General features: G+C 34.1%; 19 protein-coding genes and 1 pseudogene. 7 read left to right on the plus strand and 13 right to left on the minus strand.

What is annotated here, in order from left to right; genetic code table 11:
- Positions 1 to 15: 15 nt before the first annotated feature.
- Positions 16 to 162: a hypothetical protein gene (locus FEZ18_RS14615; protein ID WP_194269489.1), complete on the minus strand. Its 147-nt coding sequence runs from the start codon at positions 160 to 162 to the stop codon at positions 16 to 18.
- A 52-nt stretch (positions 163 to 214) separates the two neighbouring features.
- The gene (locus FEZ18_RS14340) at positions 215 to 799 is read right to left on the minus strand and encodes an RNA polymerase sigma factor (protein ID WP_153268960.1); all 585 of its coding nucleotides are present in this window, start codon (positions 797 to 799) and stop codon (positions 215 to 217) included.
- 235 nt (positions 800 to 1,034) lie between these two features.
- On the opposite strand from FEZ18_RS14340, the gene uvrA reads away from it, so the two are divergent.
- Positions 1,035 to 3,818, plus strand: a complete 2,784-nt coding sequence (gene uvrA / locus FEZ18_RS14345; protein ID WP_153268961.1) for an excinuclease ABC subunit UvrA — start codon at positions 1,035 to 1,037, stop codon at positions 3,816 to 3,818.
- 8 nt (positions 3,819 to 3,826) lie between these two features.
- On the opposite strand, the gene FEZ18_RS14350 is transcribed toward uvrA, so the two are convergent.
- Complete coding sequence (locus tag FEZ18_RS14350; protein WP_153268962.1) at positions 3,827 to 4,825, minus strand: DUF3667 domain-containing protein; 999 nt, start codon at positions 4,823 to 4,825, stop codon at positions 3,827 to 3,829.
- A gap of 805 nt (positions 4,826 to 5,630) precedes the next feature.
- Entirely contained in the window at positions 5,631 to 7,031 is a 1,401-nt protein-coding gene (locus FEZ18_RS14355; protein ID WP_153268963.1) for a Gfo/Idh/MocA family protein, read from the minus strand.
- A 399-nt stretch (positions 7,032 to 7,430) separates the two neighbouring features.
- Here FEZ18_RS14355 and FEZ18_RS14360 point away from each other — a divergent pair, with 399 nt between their 5' ends.
- Positions 7,431 to 8,651 carry a hypothetical protein gene (locus FEZ18_RS14360; protein WP_153268964.1) on the plus strand — a complete coding sequence of 407 codons (1,221 nt, stop codon included), beginning with the start codon at positions 7,431 to 7,433 and terminating at the stop codon, positions 8,649 to 8,651.
- 145 nt (positions 8,652 to 8,796) lie between these two features.
- Here FEZ18_RS14360 and FEZ18_RS14365 read toward each other — a convergent pair whose 3' ends face one another.
- From FEZ18_RS14365 to FEZ18_RS14380, 5 genes are all read right to left on the minus strand, one after another.
- On the minus strand, positions 8,797 to 10,254 hold the full coding sequence (locus FEZ18_RS14365) for a lipopolysaccharide biosynthesis protein (protein WP_153268965.1): 1,458 nt from the start codon (positions 10,252 to 10,254) through the stop codon (positions 8,797 to 8,799).
- Positions 10,254 to 11,534 (minus strand): glycosyltransferase, encoded by a 1,281-nt coding sequence (locus tag FEZ18_RS14370; RefSeq protein WP_153268966.1) that lies wholly within the window; start codon positions 11,532 to 11,534, stop codon positions 10,254 to 10,256. Before FEZ18_RS14370 ends, FEZ18_RS14365 begins: the two co-directional genes overlap by 1 nt.
- A gap of 76 nt (positions 11,535 to 11,610) precedes the next feature.
- On the minus strand, positions 11,611 to 12,666 hold the full coding sequence (locus tag FEZ18_RS14955) for a YfhO family protein (protein ID WP_317164445.1): 1,056 nt from the start codon (positions 12,664 to 12,666) through the stop codon (positions 11,611 to 11,613).
- A gap of 35 nt (positions 12,667 to 12,701) precedes the next feature.
- Positions 12,702 to 14,036 (minus strand): hypothetical protein, encoded by a 1,335-nt coding sequence (locus FEZ18_RS14960; protein WP_317164446.1) that lies wholly within the window; start codon positions 14,034 to 14,036, stop codon positions 12,702 to 12,704.
- A 113-nt stretch (positions 14,037 to 14,149) separates the two neighbouring features.
- On the minus strand, positions 14,150 to 14,413 hold the full coding sequence (locus tag FEZ18_RS14380) for a DUF4834 family protein (RefSeq protein ID WP_153268967.1): 264 nt from the start codon (positions 14,411 to 14,413) through the stop codon (positions 14,150 to 14,152).
- 166 nt (positions 14,414 to 14,579) lie between these two features.
- Here FEZ18_RS14380 and FEZ18_RS14385 point away from each other — a divergent pair, with 166 nt between their 5' ends.
- Together FEZ18_RS14385 and FEZ18_RS14390 are read left to right on the plus strand one after the other, a co-directional pair.
- Positions 14,580 to 15,584 carry a transporter gene (locus FEZ18_RS14385; protein ID WP_153268968.1) on the plus strand — a complete coding sequence of 335 codons (1,005 nt, stop codon included), beginning with the start codon at positions 14,580 to 14,582 and terminating at the stop codon, positions 15,582 to 15,584.
- Positions 15,585 to 15,606: 22 nt separating this feature from the next.
- The gene (locus FEZ18_RS14390; protein WP_153268969.1) at positions 15,607 to 16,758 is read left to right on the plus strand and encodes a GTP cyclohydrolase; all 1,152 of its coding nucleotides are present in this window, start codon (positions 15,607 to 15,609) and stop codon (positions 16,756 to 16,758) included.
- Positions 16,759 to 17,103: 345 nt separating this feature from the next.
- Here FEZ18_RS14390 and FEZ18_RS14395 read toward each other — a convergent pair whose 3' ends face one another.
- From FEZ18_RS14395 to FEZ18_RS14405, 3 genes are all read right to left on the minus strand, one after another.
- Positions 17,104 to 18,363 carry an aminotransferase class I/II-fold pyridoxal phosphate-dependent enzyme gene (locus tag FEZ18_RS14395; RefSeq protein WP_153268970.1) on the minus strand — a complete coding sequence of 420 codons (1,260 nt, stop codon included), beginning with the start codon at positions 18,361 to 18,363 and terminating at the stop codon, positions 17,104 to 17,106.
- Between the two features lie 322 nt (positions 18,364 to 18,685).
- Positions 18,686 to 19,726: a PLP-dependent cysteine synthase family protein gene (locus tag FEZ18_RS14400; RefSeq protein WP_153268971.1), complete on the minus strand. Its 1,041-nt coding sequence runs from the start codon at positions 19,724 to 19,726 to the stop codon at positions 18,686 to 18,688.
- A 74-nt stretch (positions 19,727 to 19,800) separates the two neighbouring features.
- A complete protein-coding gene (locus FEZ18_RS14405) occupies positions 19,801 to 21,861 on the minus strand; it encodes a S9 family peptidase (RefSeq protein ID WP_153268972.1) in 2,061 nt (686 codons plus the stop codon).
- 86 nt (positions 21,862 to 21,947) lie between these two features.
- On the opposite strand from FEZ18_RS14405, the pseudogene FEZ18_RS14410 reads away from it, so the two are divergent.
- Positions 21,948 to 22,271, plus strand: a pseudogene (locus FEZ18_RS14410) (YbaB/EbfC family nucleoid-associated protein).
- Between the two features lie 51 nt (positions 22,272 to 22,322).
- Here the strand turns inward: FEZ18_RS14410 and FEZ18_RS14415 are convergent.
- Positions 22,323 to 23,339, minus strand: a complete 1,017-nt coding sequence (locus FEZ18_RS14415) for a threonine aldolase family protein (RefSeq protein ID WP_153268973.1) — start codon at positions 23,337 to 23,339, stop codon at positions 22,323 to 22,325.
- Positions 23,340 to 23,439: 100 nt separating this feature from the next.
- Here FEZ18_RS14415 and prfB point away from each other — a divergent pair.
- Positions 23,440 to 24,550 (plus strand): peptide chain release factor 2 gene (prfB, locus tag FEZ18_RS14420; protein ID WP_153268974.1). Its coding sequence is split into 2 segments (ribosomal slippage): positions 23,440 to 23,502 and positions 23,504 to 24,550, totalling 1,110 coding nucleotides; the frame shifts between segments, so codons are not numbered across the junction.
- A gap of 60 nt (positions 24,551 to 24,610) precedes the next feature.
- Complete coding sequence (gene arsC, locus FEZ18_RS14425; protein ID WP_153268975.1) at positions 24,611 to 24,952, plus strand: arsenate reductase (glutaredoxin); 342 nt, start codon at positions 24,611 to 24,613, stop codon at positions 24,950 to 24,952.
- Positions 24,953 to 25,011: the final 59 nt, after the last annotated feature.

Raw genomic sequence — 25,011 nt, forward strand, 5'->3', positions numbered from 1 at the left:
CTTTTTAACTTCTGCCTAATTTAAAATCATTTCGAACTTTAGTTTTTCTAAATTAACAACCTTTAAACTCTTAGAGTAGTTTAAAATAAAACTAATGGTCTGATCGTTTGGCGTTAAATCGTGTAAATTTTTAGTTGAGGCTTTAGAGTAAAATTTTCCCATTTTTATATGCTTGGTTAGAACTAAAAAACGCAGTAAATCTTACTTTATTGCTTTAATCAGTTAAAATTATATTATGCTTTTCAATTATCTTACGTAAATTAATCAAGGCATAGCGCATACGTCCTAAAGCGGTATTAATACTAACCCCAGTTCTTTCAGAAATTTCTTTAAAACTCATATCGTTGTACATACGCATTAATAACACTTCTTTTTGATCGTCTGGCAACTCCTCTACCAAGCGTCTTACATCTTGCTCTACCTGCGCTTTAATTAAGGTTTTTTCTGCATTTAAGCTAGAGTCACTTAGCACAGAAAAAATACTAAAATCACCATGATTATCGAATTTGGGCATACGATTATTCTTTCTAAAAAAATCTATAACCAAATTATGAGCTATACGCATAACCCAAGGTAAAAACTTACCTTCTTCGTTGTATGCACCGCGCTTAAGTGTACGAATAACTTTTATAAAAGTGTCTTGAAAAATATCTTCAGTAATATCGCGATCGTAAACTTTAGAATAAATAAAACTATAAATTTTTTGTTTATGTCGGTTTACAAGTGTTTCTAAAGCACGTTCATCTCCTTTTATATAGCTGTTTACTAAAACAGCATCAGATACAAGTTTGTTTTGCATAATAATTACTTTTAAAGCAATAACGTTATACGCATTGCATGGGGTTAAATTCTTAAAAGTAATATTGTGCGATAGGCAAGTCTAATTTTCTAATTAATTTCAAAACCAAATATAACAACAATCGTTCCTAGAAAGCAATAATTATCTATTTTTTTTAACATGTTATTAAACATTTTTCTGTTTTCTTAGCTGATTTACTTGTGGTATCTTTGCACACTAATTTATTTCAAAGCCTATGATTACTAATATTTCTGAAGTAAACCCAAAACATAACATCATTATAAAAGGTGCTAAATTGCATAACTTAAAAAATATCGATGTAGTCATTCCTCGGAATAAATTAGTGGTTATTACTGGATTATCAGGTTCTGGAAAATCTAGCTTAGCCTTCGATACATTATATGCCGAAGGCCAGAGACGCTATGTGGAAAGTTTATCGAGTTATGCCCGTCAATTTTTAGGCAGACTAAACAAGCCCAAAGTAGATTATATAAAAGGTATAGCCCCAGCCATAGCTATCGAACAGAAAGTAAATTCTACAAACCCAAGATCTACTGTAGGAACAACTACAGAAATTTACGATTATTTAAAACTATTATTCGCAAGAATTGGAAAAACCTATTCTCCCGTTTCTGGAAATGAAGTAAAAAAAGACACAGTTACTGATGTTTTAAACTATTTAAAGGCATTTCCCGATGGTGAAAAGCTACTGCTACTCGCTCCTATCCATTTAGAAGAAGGCCGCACTATGGCCGATAAACTTAAATTACTAAACCAACAAGGTTACGCCAGAATAAAAGCAAATAACAAGGTTATAAGAATTGACGAAGCAAAAGCTCTTACCGATGTAAAAAACGTTTTTCTGGTTGTAGACAGAATTATAGTAAGACATGAAGAAGATTTTTTTAACCGATTAGCCGATGCTGTACAAACTGCTTTTTTTGAAGGTAAAGGTGAATGTATCATAGAAACCCTTAACGATAACAAACAGCGTGTCTTTAGTAATAAATTTGAATTAGATGGCCTTACTTTTTTAGAACCTAACGTCCATTTATTTAGCTTTAATAACCCCTACGGCGCCTGTCCAAAATGTGAAGGTTATGGAGATATTGTTGGCATCGACGACGATTTAGTGATACCCAATACGGGTTTATCTGTTTTCGATAACGCTATCTTTCCATGGCGTGGCGAAAGCATGAGTTGGTATAAAGATCAATTGGTGAATAACTCACATAAATTCGATTTTCCGGTGCACAAACCTTATTTTGAACTAAGCGAGGCTCAAAAACAACTTATTTGGACAGGTAACAAGTATTTTGAAGGCTTAAATTCGTTTTTTGCCGAATTGGAATCTAAAGCTTATAAAATTCAAAATCGGGTGATGTTATCGCGTTACCGCGGAAAAACTAAATGTAAAGCTTGCCAGGGTAAACGCTTACGTAAAGAAGCTAATTATATAAAAATAAACGAAGCAACTATTACAGATTTAGTTGAAATGCCCTTAAGTAAATTAAGGACTTTTTTTAAGCAATTAGAATTAAACGACTACGATACTAAAATCGCAAATAGACTTTTAAAAGAAATTAACAATAGGCTTCTGTTTCTGTCTAATGTGGGCTTAGATTATTTAACTTTAAACAGAAAATCAAACACGCTTTCTGGCGGTGAAAGTCAGCGTATTAATCTCGCCACTTCCCTAGGTAGCAGCCTCGTAGGCTCCATGTATATATTAGACGAACCCAGCATTGGATTACACCCAAAAGATACCGAACGTTTAATTCTAGTCTTAAAACAATTACGAGATTTAGGAAATACCGTTATTGTAGTTGAACATGACGAGGATATTATGAAAGCTGCCGATAATATAATTGATATAGGACCAGAGGCGGGAACACTTGGTGGCCATATTGTAGCTCAAGGTACTTTTGATGCTATTTTAGAATCCCAGTCGTTAACGGCTCAATATTTAAATGAAACGTTAAAAATAGAAGTACCTAAAACACGTCGAACTTCAAAATATTATGTCGATATTATAGGTGCTCGAGAAAATAACTTAAAAAATATTGATGTACGTTTTCCCTTAGGCATGTTAACCGTTGTTACGGGGGTTTCTGGAAGCGGAAAAAGCACCTTGGTTAAAAAAATATTGTATCCTGCATTACAAAAAAAACTGACAGATTTTGGAGATAAAGCAGGTCAATTTTCGGCAATCGAAGGAAATTTCATTAATATTAAACACTTAGAATTCGTCGATCAAAACCCCATTGGACGCTCCTCACGTTCTAACCCTGTAACCTACGTTAAGGCTTATGATGATATTAGAGCGCTATTCGCAAAACAGAAATTAAGCACGATAAGAAACTACCAACCTAAGCATTTTTCTTTTAATGTAGATGGCGGACGTTGTGAGACTTGCAAAGGTGAAGGTGAAGTAACTATTGAAATGCAATTCATGGCCGATGTACATTTAGAATGTGAAACTTGTAGTGGTAAACGTTTTAAAAAAGAAGTTTTAGAAGTCACTTTTGCCGATAAAAATATCGACGATATTTTAAATTTAACTATCGACGATGCCGTAGCTTTTTTTGAGGCAAATAATCAAACTAAAATTCAAGCGAAATTGAAACCTTTGCAAGATGTAGGTTTAGGCTATGTCACCTTAGGGCAAAGCTCGTCTACCCTTTCTGGTGGTGAAGCACAACGCATAAAGCTAGCCACATTTTTAGGTAAAGGCAATCAGAAAGATAAAACCCTCTTTATTTTCGACGAGCCCACAACTGGTTTGCATTTTCACGATATTAAAAAGCTTTTAAAATCTTTTGAGGCTTTAATTGAAATTGGACACTCCATTATTGTTGTTGAGCATAATTTAGAACTTATCAAATGCGCCGATTATATTATCGATTTAGGCCCAAATGGAGGTGAAACGGGTGGAAATTTAGTTGCTGTAGGCACTCCCGAAGCCATTGTAAAATCTAAAAGCTCTGAAATTGGTAAGTATCTACGGGAAAAACTATAGGCTTTTCTTTAGTAAAAGAAAAATCCAACAAGACTAATAATAACTATGGCTATTGGAATAACAATCATTAAGTAAACAAAAGTCGCTAAAGCAGATTTGTAAAAAGTTGAAAACCACCCCTTTTTATAAAAACGTTTTATTGCTATAACAAGATAAAAATAGGTAGACAATAAAAGCAAAAAACCTATCCAGGATGTGTCCCAAAAGTAATTTACAATAAGTATAAAGCTAAAAATAGTAAATAAGAATGAAAAGTAATATAAGCTAAATACTAAATGATGAGTGTACGCACCACCTTTATAAAAAAGTAGTTTTAAAATTAAGGCAAAAATTGGCAAAAGAATAAATAACGATAGTGGTATTGTGTCAATTATTGCTTCATAAATTTCTCCGCCATTTCGTTGCTTATAAAACTTTAGACTTTGTTCATAAAACTTTCTTTTAAAATATCCAGCGTCTTCATCCATTCCCATAGCTTTATAGAGGGTTTCATTAGAAGCATTTCCAGAAAGTAAAGAATCTAATGTTTTAGCCCGTTTTCTGTCTATTTCTGAAATATTTTTCTCTTTCAACGGAAGCAAAACACTATCTATTTTTACGGAGTCTAAAACTTGTTGCGTTTTAGTTTTTAAACCATCAGAAATTAAAGGTTTTTCTAATGTTTTCTTTAACACAGTATCTATTTCTTGAACCTGATTTCTAACAACTGTCGTTGTCAATAAAAAGAAAAACACTATTGAAACGAACAAGAATAATTTCGCAGGATGTAAATACAGTAACCGCTTTCCCTCAATAAAACGACGTGCTAAATACCCTGGTTTAAATAACAGGGGGAAAAAGCTTTTAAAAAAGCGTGCATCAACCGAAAAATAATTATTTATTGTATTGTAAAATAAAACGCCAAAAGTAAGCTCTTCTTTTGTTTTTTGCCCACAATGCGGACAAAACAAAAAACCCTCTTCAAAATTTTCCTCGCAGTTTTTACAAGTATTATATTGTTTTCCCATTAAAATTAATGCTTCCTATAAAAATATAAAAAAATTCATTAATGTCCGACAAAAGACATAAGACCGCTTCGCTAATAGACATAAGAACCAAGACTTGATTCTAACTAACTGATAAACAGAAATACTTTAAATTAACAAAATGGCTCCTTTAAATCTTAATAATTATTTCAAATAAGCAAGGTGACATTTTAAAAAACGTGCAAAGTTCTTAATTTTAAAAGGATGGACAGCATTTTAATATTTTTAATCGGACACTAATGAAAAAATATTAACAAATGCGTAATATTCCAAATACTGATATACCAGAGATATACAAAACTTAAAGCTTGACTGGGTTTAGTAAATCTTAAGAACACAATGGCATTTAAACAAGATAGGTTTAACTTAAAGACCTCCTGATATTATAGTACTAAACGTATTAAAGAAATTGGTTTTTATTAATCGCTTAACGGCAGGAACATTATTCTGAGCAAAAAATAAAAATTGATTTCTGAATAAAATCGGACTTTTTAGTGCGTTTATAAAATCAGACACCAATAAAGATTTTCTGATACAAACTTTCTTTGACCGCACTAGAATTGTATTTCGCTCACTTTACCTCGAGCTTTAAAATTAAAATTCGGTATTGTATGAGAGCAGCAATTTCAACAGAAAATTCTGCACAGAATAAGGAGAAGTTTTATTATATTAATCATCGTAAAAATAATCCGTTCTGCATTTTAAGTAAACGCATCCTTTCGAGACATTCCATCATTAAAAATGAATAAATTTCAAAATGCAAAACGGATTAAAATAACTCATATTTTTACTTTATAATTGAAAGCGGCTCTGTATTTCTCCATTTACCTCGGGTAAAATCTGGAAAAGCTTGAGGGGCACCGCCTTGAGCTACAGAGCGCTCACTTAGAGGTGTAACAGCACTCCATAGACAACCTTCGTATACATTTTGATCCAATGGCTCACCGTTGCGTAAACATTCAACAATTCTAAATAGCATCATAAAATCCATGCCGCCATGACCTCCCATTTTTTCGGCCAACGCGCCAACACGTTTATATAGTGGGTGTTCGTACTTTTCGTAAATTTTTGCTAACTGCTCACCTTGAGCCCACCTATGATGATCTTTAGTCGCTCCCTCGACACCGCCTTCTAAAGCTATTCGCGTAGGAAATCCGGCTAAAACACCTTTTGTGCCTTGCACCATATTATGTCGGGAATACGGTCTCGGACTAGTCTCGTCCCATTGCACCATAATGGTCCTACCCAAAGTGGTTTTAATAATTGAGGTATTTAAATCACCCCCTTGATAGTCAAGTTTATTCCATTTATGATCTTCCGCATAATTTTTCTTAGCATATAAATTTCTACCTAGAGCTGGTGTAGAAAAGGACACTAAACTTTTAAAATTATCTTCGGCTCTTGCTAAATTCATATATTGAGCTACGGGACCTAAACCATGCGTGGGATAAAGATTTCCGTTTCTTTTGGCATAATGAGGCGTTCGCCATGATCCGGTACCTCTTTCCTGCTCTTCCATTTGAAATCTCAATTCGTGTATATAAGAAGCCTCACCATGTAAAAGATCACCAATTACGCCTTGTCTGCACATGTTTAAATACAAAAGCTCATCTCTTCCATAGTTAACATTTTCCAACATCATGCAGTGTTTTTGGGTTTGCTCTGAAGTGAAAACAATATCCCACATTTCTTCTAAAGTTAGAGCCATAGGAACTTCAACAAAGGCGTGTGCTCCTTTTTTCATCGATTCTATAGCCATGGGTGCATGATTTATCCAATTTGTAGAAATGAACACGGCGTCTGGCTTGACTTCATCTAACATCTGCCTCCATTTGTCTTCCGCACCATGATACACGGCAATATTTTTATGGCGCTGGCCTTTTCCAATAGCTTTGCACTTATCGGCAGACTTATTCGCCCAATCTTCATACAAATCACTTATAGCTACAATCTCTGTGCCTTCAATAGACGCCAATTGAACGGCGTGACCACTTCCGCGTGCACCTACTCCTATTAGCGCTATACGTACTTTATCTAATTTTGGAGCTTTAAACCCTCCCATATATTTACTGTCATCTTCAAAAAAAGGATGGTTACTGGCGTAAGCTGGAAGCATGCTACTTAAACTCAAAGCTGCCCCTGTAAGTGATGTTTTTTTAATAAAACTTCTTCTGTCAAATTTCTTCATTGATACTTGTTTAAATTATTTCTTATAATTTTATTTAATGTCTTTTAATATTATTTTGAAACTAATTACATATTGTAATGAGCCTCTGATTCTTTTTTTTTGATTCCCTTAGGCTCCTCGTCAATATTAAATGCTAATATTCATTTCCAATAATTTAACAACTCCGTTTATCGGGTCGTGATGATAAGCTATAATTAAAAACCAGCTTCTAATATATTCAGTATTTCGAAACCTTTGGAGATTTATTTCTAATATTTATAAACAGTCCACAATTTTTTAGAGAGATAAACTCATTCGTTCACATACCTACTTATTGATTATAAGATACTTACAAGCTAAACTATTTTATGGCACGTTGTTTGTAAATACACTGTCAGATGATAATTAAAACATACAATTATGAAAAAAATTATATTTTTAATAGCAGGTTTAGTCCTTACAGGGTTTACTGCTACAGCAACCACAACTGAAAAAATTAGTTTTAAAGAGTCTACATTTTCGAGGGGTTATGGTAATTCTTTCATTTTTGTAGAAGATGGCATTGAGTTTTCAATATTTCGTGATGGACAATTCGATTTTAATATTTTACGAAATAATTCACGCTTAAACGTATCTATTGGTTCGCCAAATGTGAATATTAGTTTTAATTCGGGTTACAATTACAACGCTTATGTGCAGTACGATGAATACGGCGCCATTATTCAAATTGAAAACACGCCTATTTATTATGATTATTACGGTAGAGTTAACCAAATAGGCCGGGTAAATATTAGCTATAACCATTACGGACACCTAAATCGTGTAGGTGGACTGCATGTATATTATAATAGAAATCGCTCTTTTTCCCACTACTCTGGTTTTATAAACATTTACAACAGAAGGTATGTTTACAGACCTTGGCACAGATATTATCGCGTTCCAGCCTACGAGCACTGTGTAGTTTACAACAGACCCTACAGGAAACATTACGCACCAATACGATATGCGTATAAGAGACCGTTTTATAATAACTACAGACCAAGAACGGCGATTGCCACAAGGCGTGGATCTAAAATTCATAGAAACAGAAGCTATGCAACAGCGCACAGAAGCGCAAGAAATAGAACACATATTACCAGTGGCGTAAATTATAGACGAGAGGCAACTCAAACAACCACAAGAAATCGAAATACAGCTTTAAATACAAACAGAAGTTCGAGGGTACATTCTCAAAATATAAACAGAAGATCAGCTGTTAAAAATGAAAATATAAGATCTAAAAATGTTCGAAATACTGCTAACAACACAAGAGCGAACCTTAATAGAAATACAGTAAATCATTCTAATAAGCAAAGAACTAATGCAAGAAACAGAAAAACTGAGGTTACAAAAAAACCAAACAGCATAAATTCTCGTAGATATAATAAAATATCAAATACGACAAGAAAAAAACAAGATGTAGCCCCAAGAACTAGGTCATACCAACCTAAAACTGCACAACGCACAGTTACGAGATCGAGTAAACCAAAGTCGACTCAAAGATCAGTTTCAAGGTCTGTGCAAAGTAAACAACGAGCTATACAAAGTAGGAATACATCTAGTAACAATAATATAAGATCGACCTCTAGGAGGGGATCGTAAAAATTTTGGTTGGTTAGTTGGAAATCCCCACGGTAAGTGTGCCTCAAAGCATATTCGTGGGGATTCTCTTTTTTATGAGGTATTTAGCTTAAATCCCCGGTAGTAAAGGCGTTTGAAGATGGAATTTCATAGAAACTAAAAAGTATTATTTACGCTTTATAACACTATCAATAAGCGATATTATATTCTCTGAAAACCTAAAGAAGTACACTACAAATGCATATAAAATTGTAATAAGCGCAGATTTTAAAAGGATATTTATAATGGGATGAAAAGAAAAATCCCAAAAATAAAATAGTAAAACGGCAACAAAAATACTCGCTCCTATTTTTAAGGTATTTGTACTAAACGGCAGCATTTTGAATTTTTTATAAACAAAGTACAACTTAATAATATTATAGAATACAATAGCCAAAAATGTCGCCAATGCAGCACCATTAATACCGTAATACGGAATAAAAGCCATGTTTAATAACACCATAACAACTACTAAAACAACTCCAAAAAACAATACCATTCTGTAATAATCACTATTAAACAGAATAGCATTATTACTGCCTAAAACAGCGTCAAACAATTTAGCCAAACTAATTAAAAACACCACAAAAAGACCACCGTTAAACTCTTCTGGAATAATGTTATAAAGCTGATTAACATTAAGTACAATCAACAAAAAAATAAAACCACTCACAACAAAAAGGTTTAACGAGCTTCGCTTATACAAATCTTTTAAAGCACTAAAATCTTTTTCGTTTAAGTACTTAGCAGATAAGGGCAGTAATATTTGATGCATTGATCGCTGTGGAACAGCAATAACGGCCGCAATAAAAATAGCAACGTTGTAGTAAGCTATTTGTTCAATTGGCACATAATAACCCAACATCACTTTATCAATATCTAACAACATTGTAGCGATAGAGCCCGCAACAATAATCAAGGACGAATATTTTAAAATGGCATTTAAATTCGTAAGCTTTTTAAACACCATCACTGGGAATCTTATGCTAAATGCGTAAAATTTCATTACTAGCATTCTTAAAATATAAACCACAACTAACCCCACCATAAACTGCTCGACATCTATAACTTCAAAAAAAAGACAGCACAACAACATCATAGTTCCTACACGATGAAATACTTCCTTCATGAAATTACCAAAAACGGTTTGCAAATGCACTTTTGTCCAAGCAAAAAACACTTCAAAATACGCTAAGGCTATGGCGATAAACACAGTATGCCATAAATAATTTTTAATAATTGGGTTTTCTCGTGATAAAAATTCTCCTATCATTTCATAACTAAAATGAGTAATAAGAACTAGTGGCAAGATAATGACCAAAGGTAAAAACAACATCAATGTTAAGAAACTATTTAACATCTGTGCAGACTTAAAAGATGCATAAAATTTAACTAAAGTATTATGCACCCCAAACGCCATTAATGGCATGATAACATAAGCTAAAGACAGCATATACCCTACCATACCGTAATATTCGTCGCTTAAAAATTTGGTGTATAAAAACAAGGTGTTTACAGCGCCAATTAAAAACCCCAAATAGGTTGATAGTATGTTTTTAAATGATTGTTTTGCTACAATGCCCATTACAATAGTTTAGATAACGATGCGGTTAAAGATTTTCTACTATATTTTTTTAAGCCAATTGGATGACTTTCTAAGGTGTTATTTAAAAAAGCTTTATAGTGTTTTAATATAATCGTTTGTAAAGCTTGATAATCGTCGTAATATAAATAATTACCCGTATTGGTTTCTGTAATAATTTTTTCGACATCAGATCCTTTTGGTCCCAAGGCTAAAATAGGCCTATTTGAAACCATATACTCAAATAATTTACCTGGAATAATACCTTTAGTTTCTTCTGAATCGATTTCTATTAATAATAATATTTGTGACTTCTTCTGAAACACAATAGACTCACTATGCGACACATAACCCACATTATTTACATACTTACTTAAACCGTGATTTGCAATAGAATTTAATACATTTTCACTTATAGTACCAACAAAATTAAGTTGAAAATGGGTAGCGAACGTTTTGTTAGTTTTAACTAAATCACTTAAAACTCGCCATAAAATTTCTGGATTTCTTTTAGACAATAAAGACCCAATATGTGCTATAGAAAACTTGGAATCTAACACCACTTCGCCAACAAACTCGGTATCGTATCCATTTGTAATAACTGCAATAGGTTTTGTTGTAATGGCTTCAAACTCTTTTTTAGTGACAGTACTCGTTACAATAATCTGGTCGGCTGTGTTTAAAACTGCTTTTTCAAGGGCTTTATGCTTTTGTTTAGCTTTTTGAGTTAGTTTTAAATGTTTGTGGTAACCTATGGTAGTCCAAGGATCTCGAAAGTCTGCCAACCACTTCACTCCTGTTTTTTCTTTGAGCTGCAAACCTATAAGGTGCAGACTATGCGGAGGGCCAGTGGTAATAACCGTATTAACACCTTGCTCTAAGATATATTTTGAAAGATAAGACACCGAAGGTTTCACCCAATTTTTTCTAGCATCTGGAATAAAAAAATTACCACGAATATACAATAGTGCTTTTTCAATCACACTCTGCTTGTTGTTTTCTGAAATAATTCCTTTACTAATGGTTTTAGAAGTTTTTTTAGAAAACAAACCTGCTAATCGATAGGGCTCTTTTATAGGTTGTCTTATCGTTTCTAAATCCTTAGAAACTTCATCAACTAAACTCTCATCAATTAAAGGATAATTAGGTTGTTCTGGAACATAAACAATAGGCTCGATATTAAATTCTGGTAAATATTTAACAAATTTCAACCAGCGTTGCACTCCTGGCCCCCCAGCTGGAGGCCAGTAATAACTTATTATAAGGACTTTTTTTTTTGCCATGGTGGTTTACGTTCTGGAATTTGTTGTTATAGCGATTACCATCTTGAAATAGTATTGTCTCTATAAGGACAACCAACTATTTCTTTTTAAACTCATAAAACAAAGCTCCTAAAAGCAATACTCCAAAAATTATTGAACTCGCCAGTGCAATTCGGCTTCCCGTTTTTACAACATCGGGGTCGAACCTAAATTCTATAATATGCTTGCCCGCAGGAACCGCCATACCTCGTAGGGTATAATTTACGCGTATATGATTAGTAGGCTTTTCATTAATAAAGGTTTTCCAGCCATTACCATAATAAATTTCAGAAAAAACGACAAAGCCATCATGTGCATTATCCGTTTCGTATTTTAAATAATTTGGCTGATGTTCAACCAATCTAATAGACGCTAAAGAATCGACCGTATAAGTAGCTTTTGGTTCTTCAAATGGTAATGGTTGTTTCGATTTTATATAAATTGCTTTGTTTTTATTATCTAAATCACCCAAACGTTTCATTTCTTCATTTGCAGTATCGACTTGCTCAACTGTGCTAACAAACCAAGCGTTACCATTAGCTTCTTCGTTGGTATATGGTATAGGATTCCCCGCATCATCTTGAATAACAATATACTTAGTATTTAACATATTAAGCACATTAATATTATTTTGAGCGATATAAAAATTGAATAACTCTCGGTAGCGTTTTAACTCTGCAGCATTATAGCCGTTTAACGAATTGTGATAATACGATGGTTTTGATCGCCCCGAAACCAAATCATAAACCCTAAAATGTGTACTGTCTTTTAAAATTTCGACATCAGCCTGATTTTTTTGAAAAGGCTGACTTACCTGCAAAGCAGAAACAAAATTATCGTTATTTACATAGCGCCTGTTTACCCCAACTAAATCAAAAAGAATGAGTACCGCAAAAGCGAGTATTAGAGCATTTTTATTCAATTTATTTTTCACAAAAGCTAAAATAATACCTGCTGAAAGCACTACAAATAGTAACGACCTTAGAGTGTCTTGAGTAAAAATGGCTTTCCTGTCGGTTTTTAGAGCATCAACAAAGGCTTGACCGTAATTCTGCCTATAAAAACCATCGTTAATACCAGCAAAATCGAAAGAAGATTTAAACAGTAAAAACAAGATGGCAAGCCCGCCGGTTATAAAGGTTGTATATTTTAAAGCAAAGCTTTTAATTTCTCTTCAATATGAATAGATTTACCTAATAGCTTTACCAATCCGAAAATCGCTAAAACAGGAATACACAGCTCTAAAATAACTTGAATAGAGCTCACAGCTCTAAATTTATTGTAAAGCGGAACGTAATCGATAAAAAAATTGGTTAGAAAACTTAAATTTTTTCCGTAGGATAATAATAAGGACAATATTGCAGCGCCAACTATCCACCATTTTAAGCGCCCTTTTACTAAAAATAGCGCAAACACGAACAGAAACAATACCACAGCACCAACATAAGCAGGTGCTTCTACAATAGGTTGGTCGCCCCAATACATGGGCGCACGTTTCGATTCTTGTAAAGCCTGAGTTGGCGAAGCTCCTAATTTTCTAAAAGCTTCGTAAGTTGCAGAATCTTTACCGAGGTTCTCCCCGTTTCCGCCCCCCATAAAACGCGGAATAAACAAATTAAAGGTCTCTAAAAAACCATAACTAAATTGAGTAATATAATCTCTATCTAAACCCGAGGTTATTTCTTTTGGCGAACCATCGGGGTTTATGGTTAGTTCGCTTTGACCTCGCGTGCTTTCTTTAACATATTCTTTTGTTGCTAAAATTCCAGTAGCATTTAAGGCGATTGCCAGAAAAACAGCAGCAAACAAAATACCAACAGATTTAAAATATTGAGGTAGTATTTTCTTTTTGTACGCATCGAATAAATAAGCAACTCCCAAAACAATGACCAAAAACAACAAATAATAAGTCATTTGAAAGTGATTGGCTACAATTTGCAAGCCCATGGCCACAGTAGTCAGTAAAAACCCAGCAACATATTTTCGTTGAAACGTTAGTATAATACCACTTAAAACCAAAGGCATATATGCAATGGCATGGGCTTTACTGTTATGTCCCACTCCAAGTATAATGATTAAATAAGTAGAAAATCCGAAAGCAAGAGCACCAAGAGCTGCAAGCTTAAAATCGACCTTTAAGACAAGTAGAAGCACGTAAAAACTAAGCAAATAAAGAAAAAGATAATCGGCTGGTCGCGGAAGAAAACGTAAGGTTAAGTCTAATTTTTTTATATAATTATGTGGATATTTTGCACCCAATTGATAGGTTGGCATACCACTAAATGCCCCGTTTGTCCAATAGGTTTCTTCTCCCGTTTCTGCACGGAAATCTTTTTGCTGCTTACTCATGCCAATATATTGCACGATGTCGCTCTGCAAAATTTGTTTTCCTTTTAAAACAGGACTAAAATAAGCTAAAGAAATTACTACAAACCCAATTAGAACCAGAATATGTGGCGCTATTCTTTTAAATGAAAAATGCATAAATAAAAATTAAAAGCAAGCTGTGAAATTAACTATTATTTTATAGATATTCTAAATATGTTGCGGCAAAATATAAACACAAAATTTAGAACTGATTATAGAGCGCACAAAGACTAATCAATTTCTTCATAATCCACATAATCGCCAACTTTTTTATTTGAAGATTTGGTTTCTGGCATTTTAACAATAGTTACTTCTCCTTCTGTTTTAGCTTTCCCTTGTTCTTTTTCGTCTTGAAACTGACCAAATTGACCACCAAAACGTTTCTCAGCTTTTTTTACAGCATATTTCACTAAGAAAGGCGCAAAAATTCTTAGAAGTAATTTAATACCATAATACACTAAAACAATGATAAGTATGGTTCGCAATAAACCCATTATAGATTTTTTTTATAGTTTTAAAGCAAAAATACAATTCTTAATATTTAAAAAAGATTGAAAAATGATAAAAAAAGTATAAAATATCTATCTTTGGCCTAACTATGGTTATTTACTTAAGGTTTTGTGTAAATCTTAATTGTAGATATATTTTAAATCATACTTTATGAACCCAATCAAATTTGTTTTAATTCTCTTATTCATTTCACTAACCTCAAAAGCCTACAGCCAATATACCGACGTTATTAATTCTAACCGTCCTGGCGCCTCACGAAGCGCTTATTCGGTGGGTACCAATGTGCTGCAGTTTGAGGCGGGGCCGTATTTTGTACAAGAAAAAAGAACACCAGCTACGGCTTATAAAATCTCTGGCTTTGGAGTGGATTTTGCCACTAGATATGGCTTAATTTGGGAAGAATTAGAACTTAATTTTGAAGGAACCTACCAAAATGACACAAAAACATTCACAGGAGTTTCGGGTATTGAAGAATCGCGGTCAAATTTTAAATTCCTCACTATTGGTGCTAAATATTTAGTTTTCGATCCGTGTAAAAACAAAGAAGAAGACAAGCCAAACCTATACAGTTGGAAAGCGAACAATCGCTTTAAATGGAGTTCTCTAATTCCTGCTGTATCAGTGTATTTAGGTGTTAATTACGACACCAAACAAAACCCTTACACCGCACCTTTAATTGAGGGATTTAGCCCAAAATTAATGATCGCTACGCAAAACAATTTCGCTGGAGGTTGGGTTATGGTAATCAACTTAATCAAGGATAGAATTGGAACCGATCAATCTGATTTTGAGTACATATTCACTTTAACCCACTCTATTAGTCCGAAATGGGTTATTTTTGGTGAAGCTCAGGGTATTAAAAGTGATTTCTATGCCGATAATCTTTTTAGGTTTGGCGGTGCCTACTTAGCGGGAAAAAATCTTCAACTAGACACAGCTGTAACATTTAATACGAAGGACACCCCTTCAGTTCTTAACTTAAACCTTGGTGTATCCTACCGTTTAGACTTCCACAAAGACAAGACGGATACAAACGAAAATTCAGAGCAAATATTATCGCGAAAACAGTCGAGAAAGAACAAGAAAAACAAAGAGAAAGAACCGTTGCATATCAAACAAAAAAGAAAAGATACTGATTTTAATAATTTTAACTAGCCATAAGCCATTATTTTAATTCATGATTGAAATTAGAGAAGTAACTACTAAAAAAGATTTAAAAGCTTTTGTGAAATTTCCTTTTAAACTTTACAAGGATTGCAAATATTGGGTGCCACCAATAATTAGCCAAGAAATTAAAACTTTTAATAAAAACGAAAATCCTATTCTTAAGGATGCCGAAGCGACCTTATTTCTAGCTTATAAAAACAATGAAGTTGTTGGTCGTGTAGCGGCGATAATTAATTGGCTAGAAGTAAAAGAGAATAAACAAAAAAAAATGCGCTTTGGATGGTTTGATGTAATTGATGACATTGAAGTGTCTAAAGCCTTGCTAGATAAAGTTATAGAGATTGGAAAAAAGAACAAGCTAGAATTTACTGAAGGTCCTATTGGTTTTTCAAATTTAGATAAAGTAGGTGTTTTAACATACGGCTACGACAAAATTGGCTCTATGATTACGTGGTATAATTTCCCGTATTACGTAACGCATTTTGAAGCCTTAGGTTATACTGTTGAAAAAGAATACAGAGAGACCAAACACGCATTTTCCGATGTTAAAAAAGAGAGCTTTGAGCGAATTCAAGAGATTATTAAAAAACGATATGATTTAAAACCTCTAAATTTTACAAAAACAAAAGAGGTTATGCACTATGCCGATAAAATGTTCGATTTGTTTAATCAAAGTTATGCAACCCTGTCCTCTTTTGTGGCCATAACCGATATTCAAAAAGAATATTTCAAAAACAAATTTTTAGGTTTTATCAATCCAGAATACATAAAATTTGTGGTAGACAAAAATGACGAATTAGTAGCGTTTGCCATAGTGATGCCCTCATTTGCTGAAGCTTTACAAAAAGCAAATGGCAAATTGTTCCCTTTTGGCTTTAAACACATATTACATGCTAAAAAACACAGCAAAACAGCATTATTTTATTTAATAGGTGTGCACCCAAACTATCAAAACAAAGGTGTGCATGGGATTATATTCAAAGAATTTTACGAGACATTCACAAAAAAAGGTATTGTAGATTGTATAAGAACACCAGAGCTAGTTGAAAATACAGCTATTGAAAAAATATGGAAAAATTTTAATCCCGTTATCTATAAAAAACGATGTACTTTCAAGAAGGCCATCTCATACCAAATGAACAGTACGACATTTGAAAATTAAATGGAAAAAAAACATTAATGTCCGACAAAAGACATAAGACCGCTTCACTAATAGACATTAGAACCAAGACTTGATTCTAACTAACTGATAAACAGAGGTACTTTAAATTAACAAAATAGCTCCTTTAAATCTTAATAATTATTTCAAATAAGCAAAGTGACATTTTAAAAAACGTGCAAAGTTCTTAATTTTAAAAGGATTGACAGCATTTTAATATTTTTAATCGGACACTAGTGAAAAAAAAAAAAAAAAAAAAACAATAAGACCACAGCTTTCGATATTTAAACAACAAAGCCGATTAAATAATGAATCGGCTTTGTTGTATTATAATATTTCTAAAATTAGCTACTCTCCCATTGCTGCCATTACTGCTGCAGACAAACGCTTATAAGTTCCGTTTTGTAAACGTTCTCTAATAGAATCAAAAGCATCTAATGTTATTTCAACATCTTTTAAGGTATGCGTGGCTGTTGGAATCATTCGTAATAATATTAACCCTTTAGGTATCACAGGATAAACCACTATAGAACAGAAAATTCCGTAATTTTCACGCAAATCTCTTACTAAGGCCATAGCTTCGGGTATACTACCTTTTAAATACACAGGAGTAACACAACTTTGAGTCGTACCAATATCGAAACCACGTGCTTTTAATCCAGATTGTAAGGCCTCAACAATGGTCCAAAGGTTTTGTTTGAGCTCTGGCATAGTTCTCAGCATATCTAGTCGTTTTAATGCTCCGACTACGAGTTGCATTTGCAACGATTTAGCAAACATTTGAGAACGTAAATTATATTTTAAATAATCAATTATTTCTTGATCTGCAGCAATAAAAGCACCTGTACTAGCCATAGATTTTGCAAAGGTTGCAAAATACACATCAATACCGTCTTGAACACCTTGTTCTTCTCCAGCGCCTGCTCCAGTTGCCCCTAAGGTACCAAAACCATGAGCATCATCTACAAAAAATCTAAAATTAAATTTCTTTTTAAGCTCGACTATTTCTTTTAAACGCCCCTGCTCGCCTCGCATTCCAAACACGCCTTCAGATATCACTAAAATACCACCTCCAGTTTGCTCGGCCATTTTTTCGGCACGCTCTAAATTTTTCTCTAAACTTTCAATATCATTGTGCTTGTAAGTAAAACGCTTACCCATATGTAAACGTACACCATCAATTATACAAGCGTGCGAATCGACATCGTAAACAATAATATCATCTTTAGATACAAGAGCATCAATAGTAGACACCATGCCTTGATAACCAAAATTTAAAAGGTAGGCCGCTTCTTTATTCACAAAAGCCGCCAACTCGTTTTGCAATTTCTCATGCAAATCTGTATGTCCAGACATCATTCTTGCTCCCATTGGATAAGCTGAACCGTAATCTGCAGCTGCCTGAGCATCTACTTTACGAACCTCTGGATGATTAGCTAAGCCTAAGTAATCGTTTATACTCCATGTAATTACGTCTTTTCCTTGAAACTTCATACGGTTAGAAATTTCTCCTTCTAATTTTGGAAATACAAAATAGCCTTCTGCTTGAGACGCCCATTTACCTAGTGGCCCTTTATCTCTGTAAATCTTTTCGAATAAATCTTTCATTTAAAATAAATCTTTTAGGTTTAAAACGATCATTTTTCATCATATTAATTCTATAAATGAACATTTTAACTCCTTGGTTAGATACTGCGAAATTAATTATTTATATGGTTTGAACATAATTTTTATGCTTCAATTATTTAAACTAGTACTTTCCACGACATACATCTAAAAAAACAGGTTTGTTATTCATTAACTTGCACTACTCTAATATCTAAATTCTTAACCTTTTCATTAAAGTTTGTACAATAAATATATATAAAAATTATCTTTTTATTTACAAAACCCTTTTTATTTACAAAACCCTTTTTATTTTCTAACTTTATTAATGCGGATATTGAGTGGTTTTTTCAGTTTCGTAATTCTCACTACTCAAAAATCCCTGCTCCTGCATCCACTTATCACTATACACTTTACTCATATAGCGCGAACCATGATCTGGAAATATAACCACGACTACATCATTTGCATCAAATTCCCCCAGAGCTTCTAACTGGAAAACAGCTTGCATGGCGGCTCCTGAAGTATAACCAACAAACAACCCTTCGGTTTTAGCTATTAGTCTGGCACTGTGCGCGCTTTCCTCATCGGTTACCTTAACAAACTTATCAATAACACTAAAATCTGTTGCTTTTGGAATTAAATTTTTACCCAGCCCTTCAATTCGGTAGGGATAAATTTCATTTTCATCAAATACTCCCGTCTCGTGATAGGTTTTTAAAACCGAGCCATAGGCATCAACACCAACGACTTTAATATTTGGATTTTGTTCTTTTAAATATTTCGATGTTCCTGAAATCGTCCCTCCTGTACCACTACATGCAACTAAATGAGTGATTTTTCCTTCGGTTTGTTTCCAAATTTCAGGGCCTGTTGTTTTATAATGTGCATCAATATTCAAATCATTAAAATACTGATTGATGTAAACAGAACCTTTATGTGCTTTATGCAATCGTTTTGCCACTTCGTAATACGACCTCGGGTCGTCTGCCTTAACATTTGCTGGACAAACGTAAACCGTTGCCCCCATAGTTTTAAGAATATCTATTTTATCGCTAGACGATTTGGAGCTCACTGCTAAAATACAGTTATACCCTTTAATAATACTTATCATAGCCAGGCTAAATCCCGTGTTACCAGAAGTGGTTTCTATAATGGTATCACCAGGTTTGAGAATACCTTTTCTTTCTGCCGCTTCAATAATATGTAATGCTACTCTATCTTTTGAGGAATGTCCTGGGTTAAAAGCCTCTACTTTAGCAAAAAAACGTCCTTTTAATTTTGATGTAATTCTATTAAGTCTAATGAGTGGTGTATTCCCTATTAAATCTAATACATTATCAAAAACCTGATTGTTTTTTATCATAAATGCCTTTTAAAAGCTTTACTGCTAAATACTATTTGTAATTTAAAACGGAGCAAAAATAGGCAATTTTTTAATTAGGTGCTAATCCCCTCTAAATCTAATATAAAAGCATATTCTAACGCCACTTCTTTTAAGCTTTCAAAACGTCCAGATGCACCACCATGACCAGCATCCATGTCGGTATGTAACAATAACGTCTTATGATCTTTTTTTAAATCTCTTAATTTTGCTACCCATTTTGCAGGCTCCCAATACTGTACTTGCGAATCGTGTAAACCTGTAGTCACTAACAAATTGGGGTAAGCTTTAGCTTCAACATTATCGTAAGGTGAATAGGATTTCATATAACGATAAAAGGTTTCTTCATTAGGGTTTCCCCACTCGTCGTACTCTCCTGTTGTTAGTGGTATAGTATCGTCGAGCATAGTGGTAACCACATCTACAAATGGCACAGCCGCTAAAACACCATGGTATAATTCTGGATTCAAATTAATTACTACCCCCATTAATAAACCGCCCGCAGAACCACCTGAAGCGTATAAGTGCTCACTAGATGTGTAATTTTTTTCAATTAAATATTTAGAGCAATCAATAAAATCTGTAAAGGTGTTTTTTTTGTTTAATAATTTTCCGTTCTCGTACCAATCTCGTCCCAAATACTCGCCACCACGAATATGAGCAATAGCGAAGATAAATCCGCGATCTAATAAACTTAATCTTATGGTCGAAAAAGAAGGATCGGTTGTAGACCCATAAGACCCATAGGCATATTGCAATAGTGGGTTTGTACCGTCTAACTTCACACCTTTTTTATAGACTAAAGAGATGGGCACTTTTACACCATCACGGGCAGTTGCCCAAATACGTTTAGATTCGTAGTTTTCCTTTTTAAATGTACCACCTAAAATAGTTTGCTCTTTTTTTATTTCGCTTTGCCCAGTTTTAAAATTATAATCTATAATGGCGTTGGGTGCTGTAAGTGAGCTAAATCCGTAACGCAAAAAAGAGCTATCAAAATCGGGATTATTGGCAATGTAGGTTGTGTAGGTTTCACAACTAAAGGGCAAATAATAGTCTTCGCTTCCGCTCCAACTTATAATGCGAAGATTATTTAATCCGTTTTCACGTTCATTTACAACGAGATACTCTTTAAAAACTTCTATATCTTCAATTAATACGTCTTTCCTGTGCGGTAAAACCTCCTCCCAATATTGAGATTCGGTCGTGTTTTCGTTTGTTTTTAATAGTTTAAAGTTAGAGGCACCATCAATATTCGAAATAATATAAAAAACGTCATTATAATGCGTGATAGTATATTCTACCTTATCTATTCTACTTTGAAACAATTTAAAGTCACCGTTAGGGTTATCGGCATTTAAAATTCGGTATTCTGAACTCAAGGTACTTGCAGAACCTATAATAATATATTTTCTAGATTTTGATTTGTACACAAACGAGTTAAAGGTGTCGTCGGTTTCGTGATAAACCAATACATCTTCGCTCGCCTCGGTATGTAGTGTATGTTTTAAAACTTTATGAGAACGCAAAGTCACATCATCTCGCCTATCGTAAAACAACGTTTTATTATCGTTTGCCCACGTTACACTTCCTGTGGTGTTTAAAATTTTATCTGAATAGATTTCACCTGTTTCTAAATTTTTAATTTGAATAATATATTGTCGCCTTCCCAAGGTGTCGGTTGAAAATGCTGCCAGTTTATTATCTGGACTAATAGCAATACTCCCTAAATTGAAATACGATTCGTTTTTAGCCATTTGATTACAATCGAATAGAATGTCTTCTTCCGCCTCCAAGGTGTCTCTTTTTCTAGTATAAATGGGGTAATCGTGACCTTTTTCAAAACGCGATATATACCAGTAGCCATTAAGTTTGTAGGGGACGCTAGAATCATCTTCTTTAATACGCCCTTTCATTTCTTCAAACAGACTCTTTTGGAAATCTTCGGTATGCCGCATCATCTGTTTAGTATAGGCATTCTCGGCTTCTAGATAATTTATAACCTCTGGATTTTCTTTATCATTTAACCAATAATAATTGTCGATTCTTACATCGTCATGAATGGTTAAGGTTTTTGCTTTTTTTTGGGCTTTTGGTGGTTGTATATTTGAATTCAAAGAGAAGTGTTTTATTCTGAATAATTAAGTCGTCAAAAATAGAAAAATTAAATAGTTTTGTGTCGTAAAACTAAAATTATAAAATTATGTTTGGAGATATGATGAATATGATGGGGAAACTTAAAGAAACCCAGAAGAAAGTTGAAGAGACTAAAAAAGGTTAAGACACGGTTTTAATAGACGAAAAAAGCCACGACGGCTTACTAAGTGTCACCTTAACAGCCAATAGAACGATTAAATCTATTGAAATAGCTGATGAATTACTGGAAGATAAAGACCAGCTTGAAGATTACCTCGTTTTAACTTTAAATAAAGCCATTGAAAAAGCCACCAATGTGAACGAGAATGAGTTAGCCGCAGTGGCAAAAGAAGGCATGCCAAATATTCCTGGATTGGATATGTTTAAATAGATTATTTAGATCGTTCTACTCCTAGTTTTTGCAAAACTTTTAGAGACTTTATTAAAAGTTTTGCAAAAACTTGATAAGCGTTTCGTGCATATCATGGGTATAGTCCAAATGGGTTACCATACGTAGCTTACCACCGCCCATACCAATAATTTTAATGTTTTTAGTGGCTAGCTTTTGTATAAAAACATTTTCATGAATCCCATCATTTAATTCAAAAATTACAATGTTAGTTTCAATAGGCTCAACAGTTTTAATTTGAGATAATCTACTCAAGGCCTCGCCTATTTCCTTAGCTTTTTTATGATCTTCTGCCAAGCGTTCTACATGATAATCTAAAGCATATAATCCTGCAGCCGCCAGATACCCCACTTGACGCATATTCCCGCCAAATATTTTTCGTATTCTAATGGCCTGCTCCATAATCGCCTCATCACCAATTAAAACCGATCCAATAGGACACCCTAATCCTTTACTTAAACACACCGAAATGGTATCGAATACCTCGCCGTATTGCTTAGTAGTTTCATTTTTTGCAACCAAAGCATTCCATAACCGAGCGCCATCTAAATGAAACCCGAGATTATGAGTGTCGCAAATTGATTTTACTTTTAGAATTTCATTAAAATCCCAACAGGCACCACCTCCTTTATTTGAGGTATTCTCAATTTCTACCAAACGCGTTTGGCTGTAGTAAAACACATTTGGATTTATGGCTTCTTTTACTTTCTCGGCAGTGTACATCCCCCGATTACCATCAATGAGTTTACAAGACACACCACTGTTAAAACTCACTCCCCCCGATTCGTAATTATAAATATGAGCGTATTTATCGCAAATTACTTGATCGCCTGGCTGGGTGTGTAATTTTATGGCGGTTTGATTCGCCATAGTTCCCGATGGAAAAAACAAGGCTCTAGACTTTCCAAACATATTGGCTAAACGCCCTTCAAGTATTTTTACGGTGGGGTCTTCTTCAAACACATCATCACCCACCTGGGCTTGCATCATCGCATCCAACATTTCTGGGGTTGGCTTGGTAACGGTATCACTTCTTAGGTCTATTATCATGACTTATATTTTTAAGGCTAAAACTATAAAATTATATCTTCATTAGTTTTATTCTGCGTGATTAAAATTCTATTTTTGTTTAAAATTTATTTATTTATTTATGATAACATCCGATCACATTAAAAATCTACAAATCCGCCTTGACAAACTAAGGCACTATCTTTGACATTGATGCCAAATTAATTGAAATACAAAACGAAGAAGAGCAAACCTTCGACCCCGATTTCTGGAACGACTCCCAAGCCGCCGAAACACTCATGAAATCACTTCGAGTGAAAAAAAAATGGGTACAAGATTACAACACTTGCAAAACACTTGTTGAAGATTTGGAAGTACTTTATGAATTCTATAAAGAAGGCGAAGCGACTGCTGAAGAAGTTCAAAACCGTTACAACAAAGCTACTGCACTTTTAGAAGACATTGAGTTTAAAAACATGCTTTCTGATGAGGGAGATAGCCTAAGCGCTGTATTGCAAATAACAGCTGGTGCTGGTGGAACAGAAAGCTGCGATTGGGCCAGTATGCTCATGCGTATGTATTTAATGTATGCCGAAAAAAGCGGATTTAAAGTTAAAGAACTTAACTTTCAAGAAGGTGATGTTGCGGGTATTAAAACCGTCACTTTAGAGATTGATGGCGATTTTGCCTTTGGTTGGTTAAAAGGCGAAAACGGTGTACATCGCTTGGTTCGTATTTCTCCTTTCGATAGTAATGCCAAGCGCCATACTAGTTTTGCATCGGTTTATGTGTATCCCCTTGTAGACGATTCGATAGAAATAGAAATAAATCCGGCAGACATCGAGATTACCACTTCCCGTTCTGGTGGGGCTGGCGGTCAAAACGTTAATAAGGTGGAAACCAAAGTACAATTAGTTCACAAACCCACAGGGATTCAAATTTCATGTTCAGAAACACGCTCACAGCACGACAACCGAACGCGTGCCATGCAAATGTTAAAATCGCAGCTGTACGAAATTGAACTACAAAAACAACTGGCACAAAGAGACGATATTGAGGCTGGTAAAATGAAAATTGAATGGGGAAGCCAGATTCGTAATTATGTGATGCACCCATACAAGTTAGTGAAAGATGTAAGAACTGGCCATGAAACGGGAAACGTAGATGATGTTATGGATGGAGATATTGGTACCTTCTTAAAGGCCTATTTGATGATGATGGGTCAAAAAGAAGAAGACTCTTCACAATTATAATTTATTCATCAACCTTAAAAATTTAGCAACTTAACCTAAGCTGCATAAAAATGTATTAAAATGATTACCATATACCACAATACCCGTTGTAAAAAATCGCGTGAAAGTTTAGCCATATTAGAACAATCTGGGAAACCTTTCGAAATTGTAAAATATTTAGAAGATACACTTTCCGCGAAAGCGTTAAAAGAAATAATTAGCTTACTAAAAATACAACCCGTCGATCTGGTTCGAAAAAACGAAGCTATCTGGAAAGAAAATTATAAAGGCAAGACATTAACAGACGACGAAATTATAAATGCTATGGTAGAACATCCAAAGCTTATACAGCGTCCTATAGTTATTCATGGAAACCAGGCTGTTATAGGAAGACCCCCAGAGTTAATTTTAAACCTGATTTAAGTTAAAACCACCTTCTTTTAACAATGCCTTAACCTTTTAAGCTTAAACCAAAGCTTATT

Origin of the sequence: Oceanihabitans sp. IOP_32, from assembly GCF_009498295.1 — a bacterium.
GTDB classification, from domain to species: domain Bacteria; phylum Bacteroidota; class Bacteroidia; order Flavobacteriales; family Flavobacteriaceae; genus Wocania; species Wocania indica.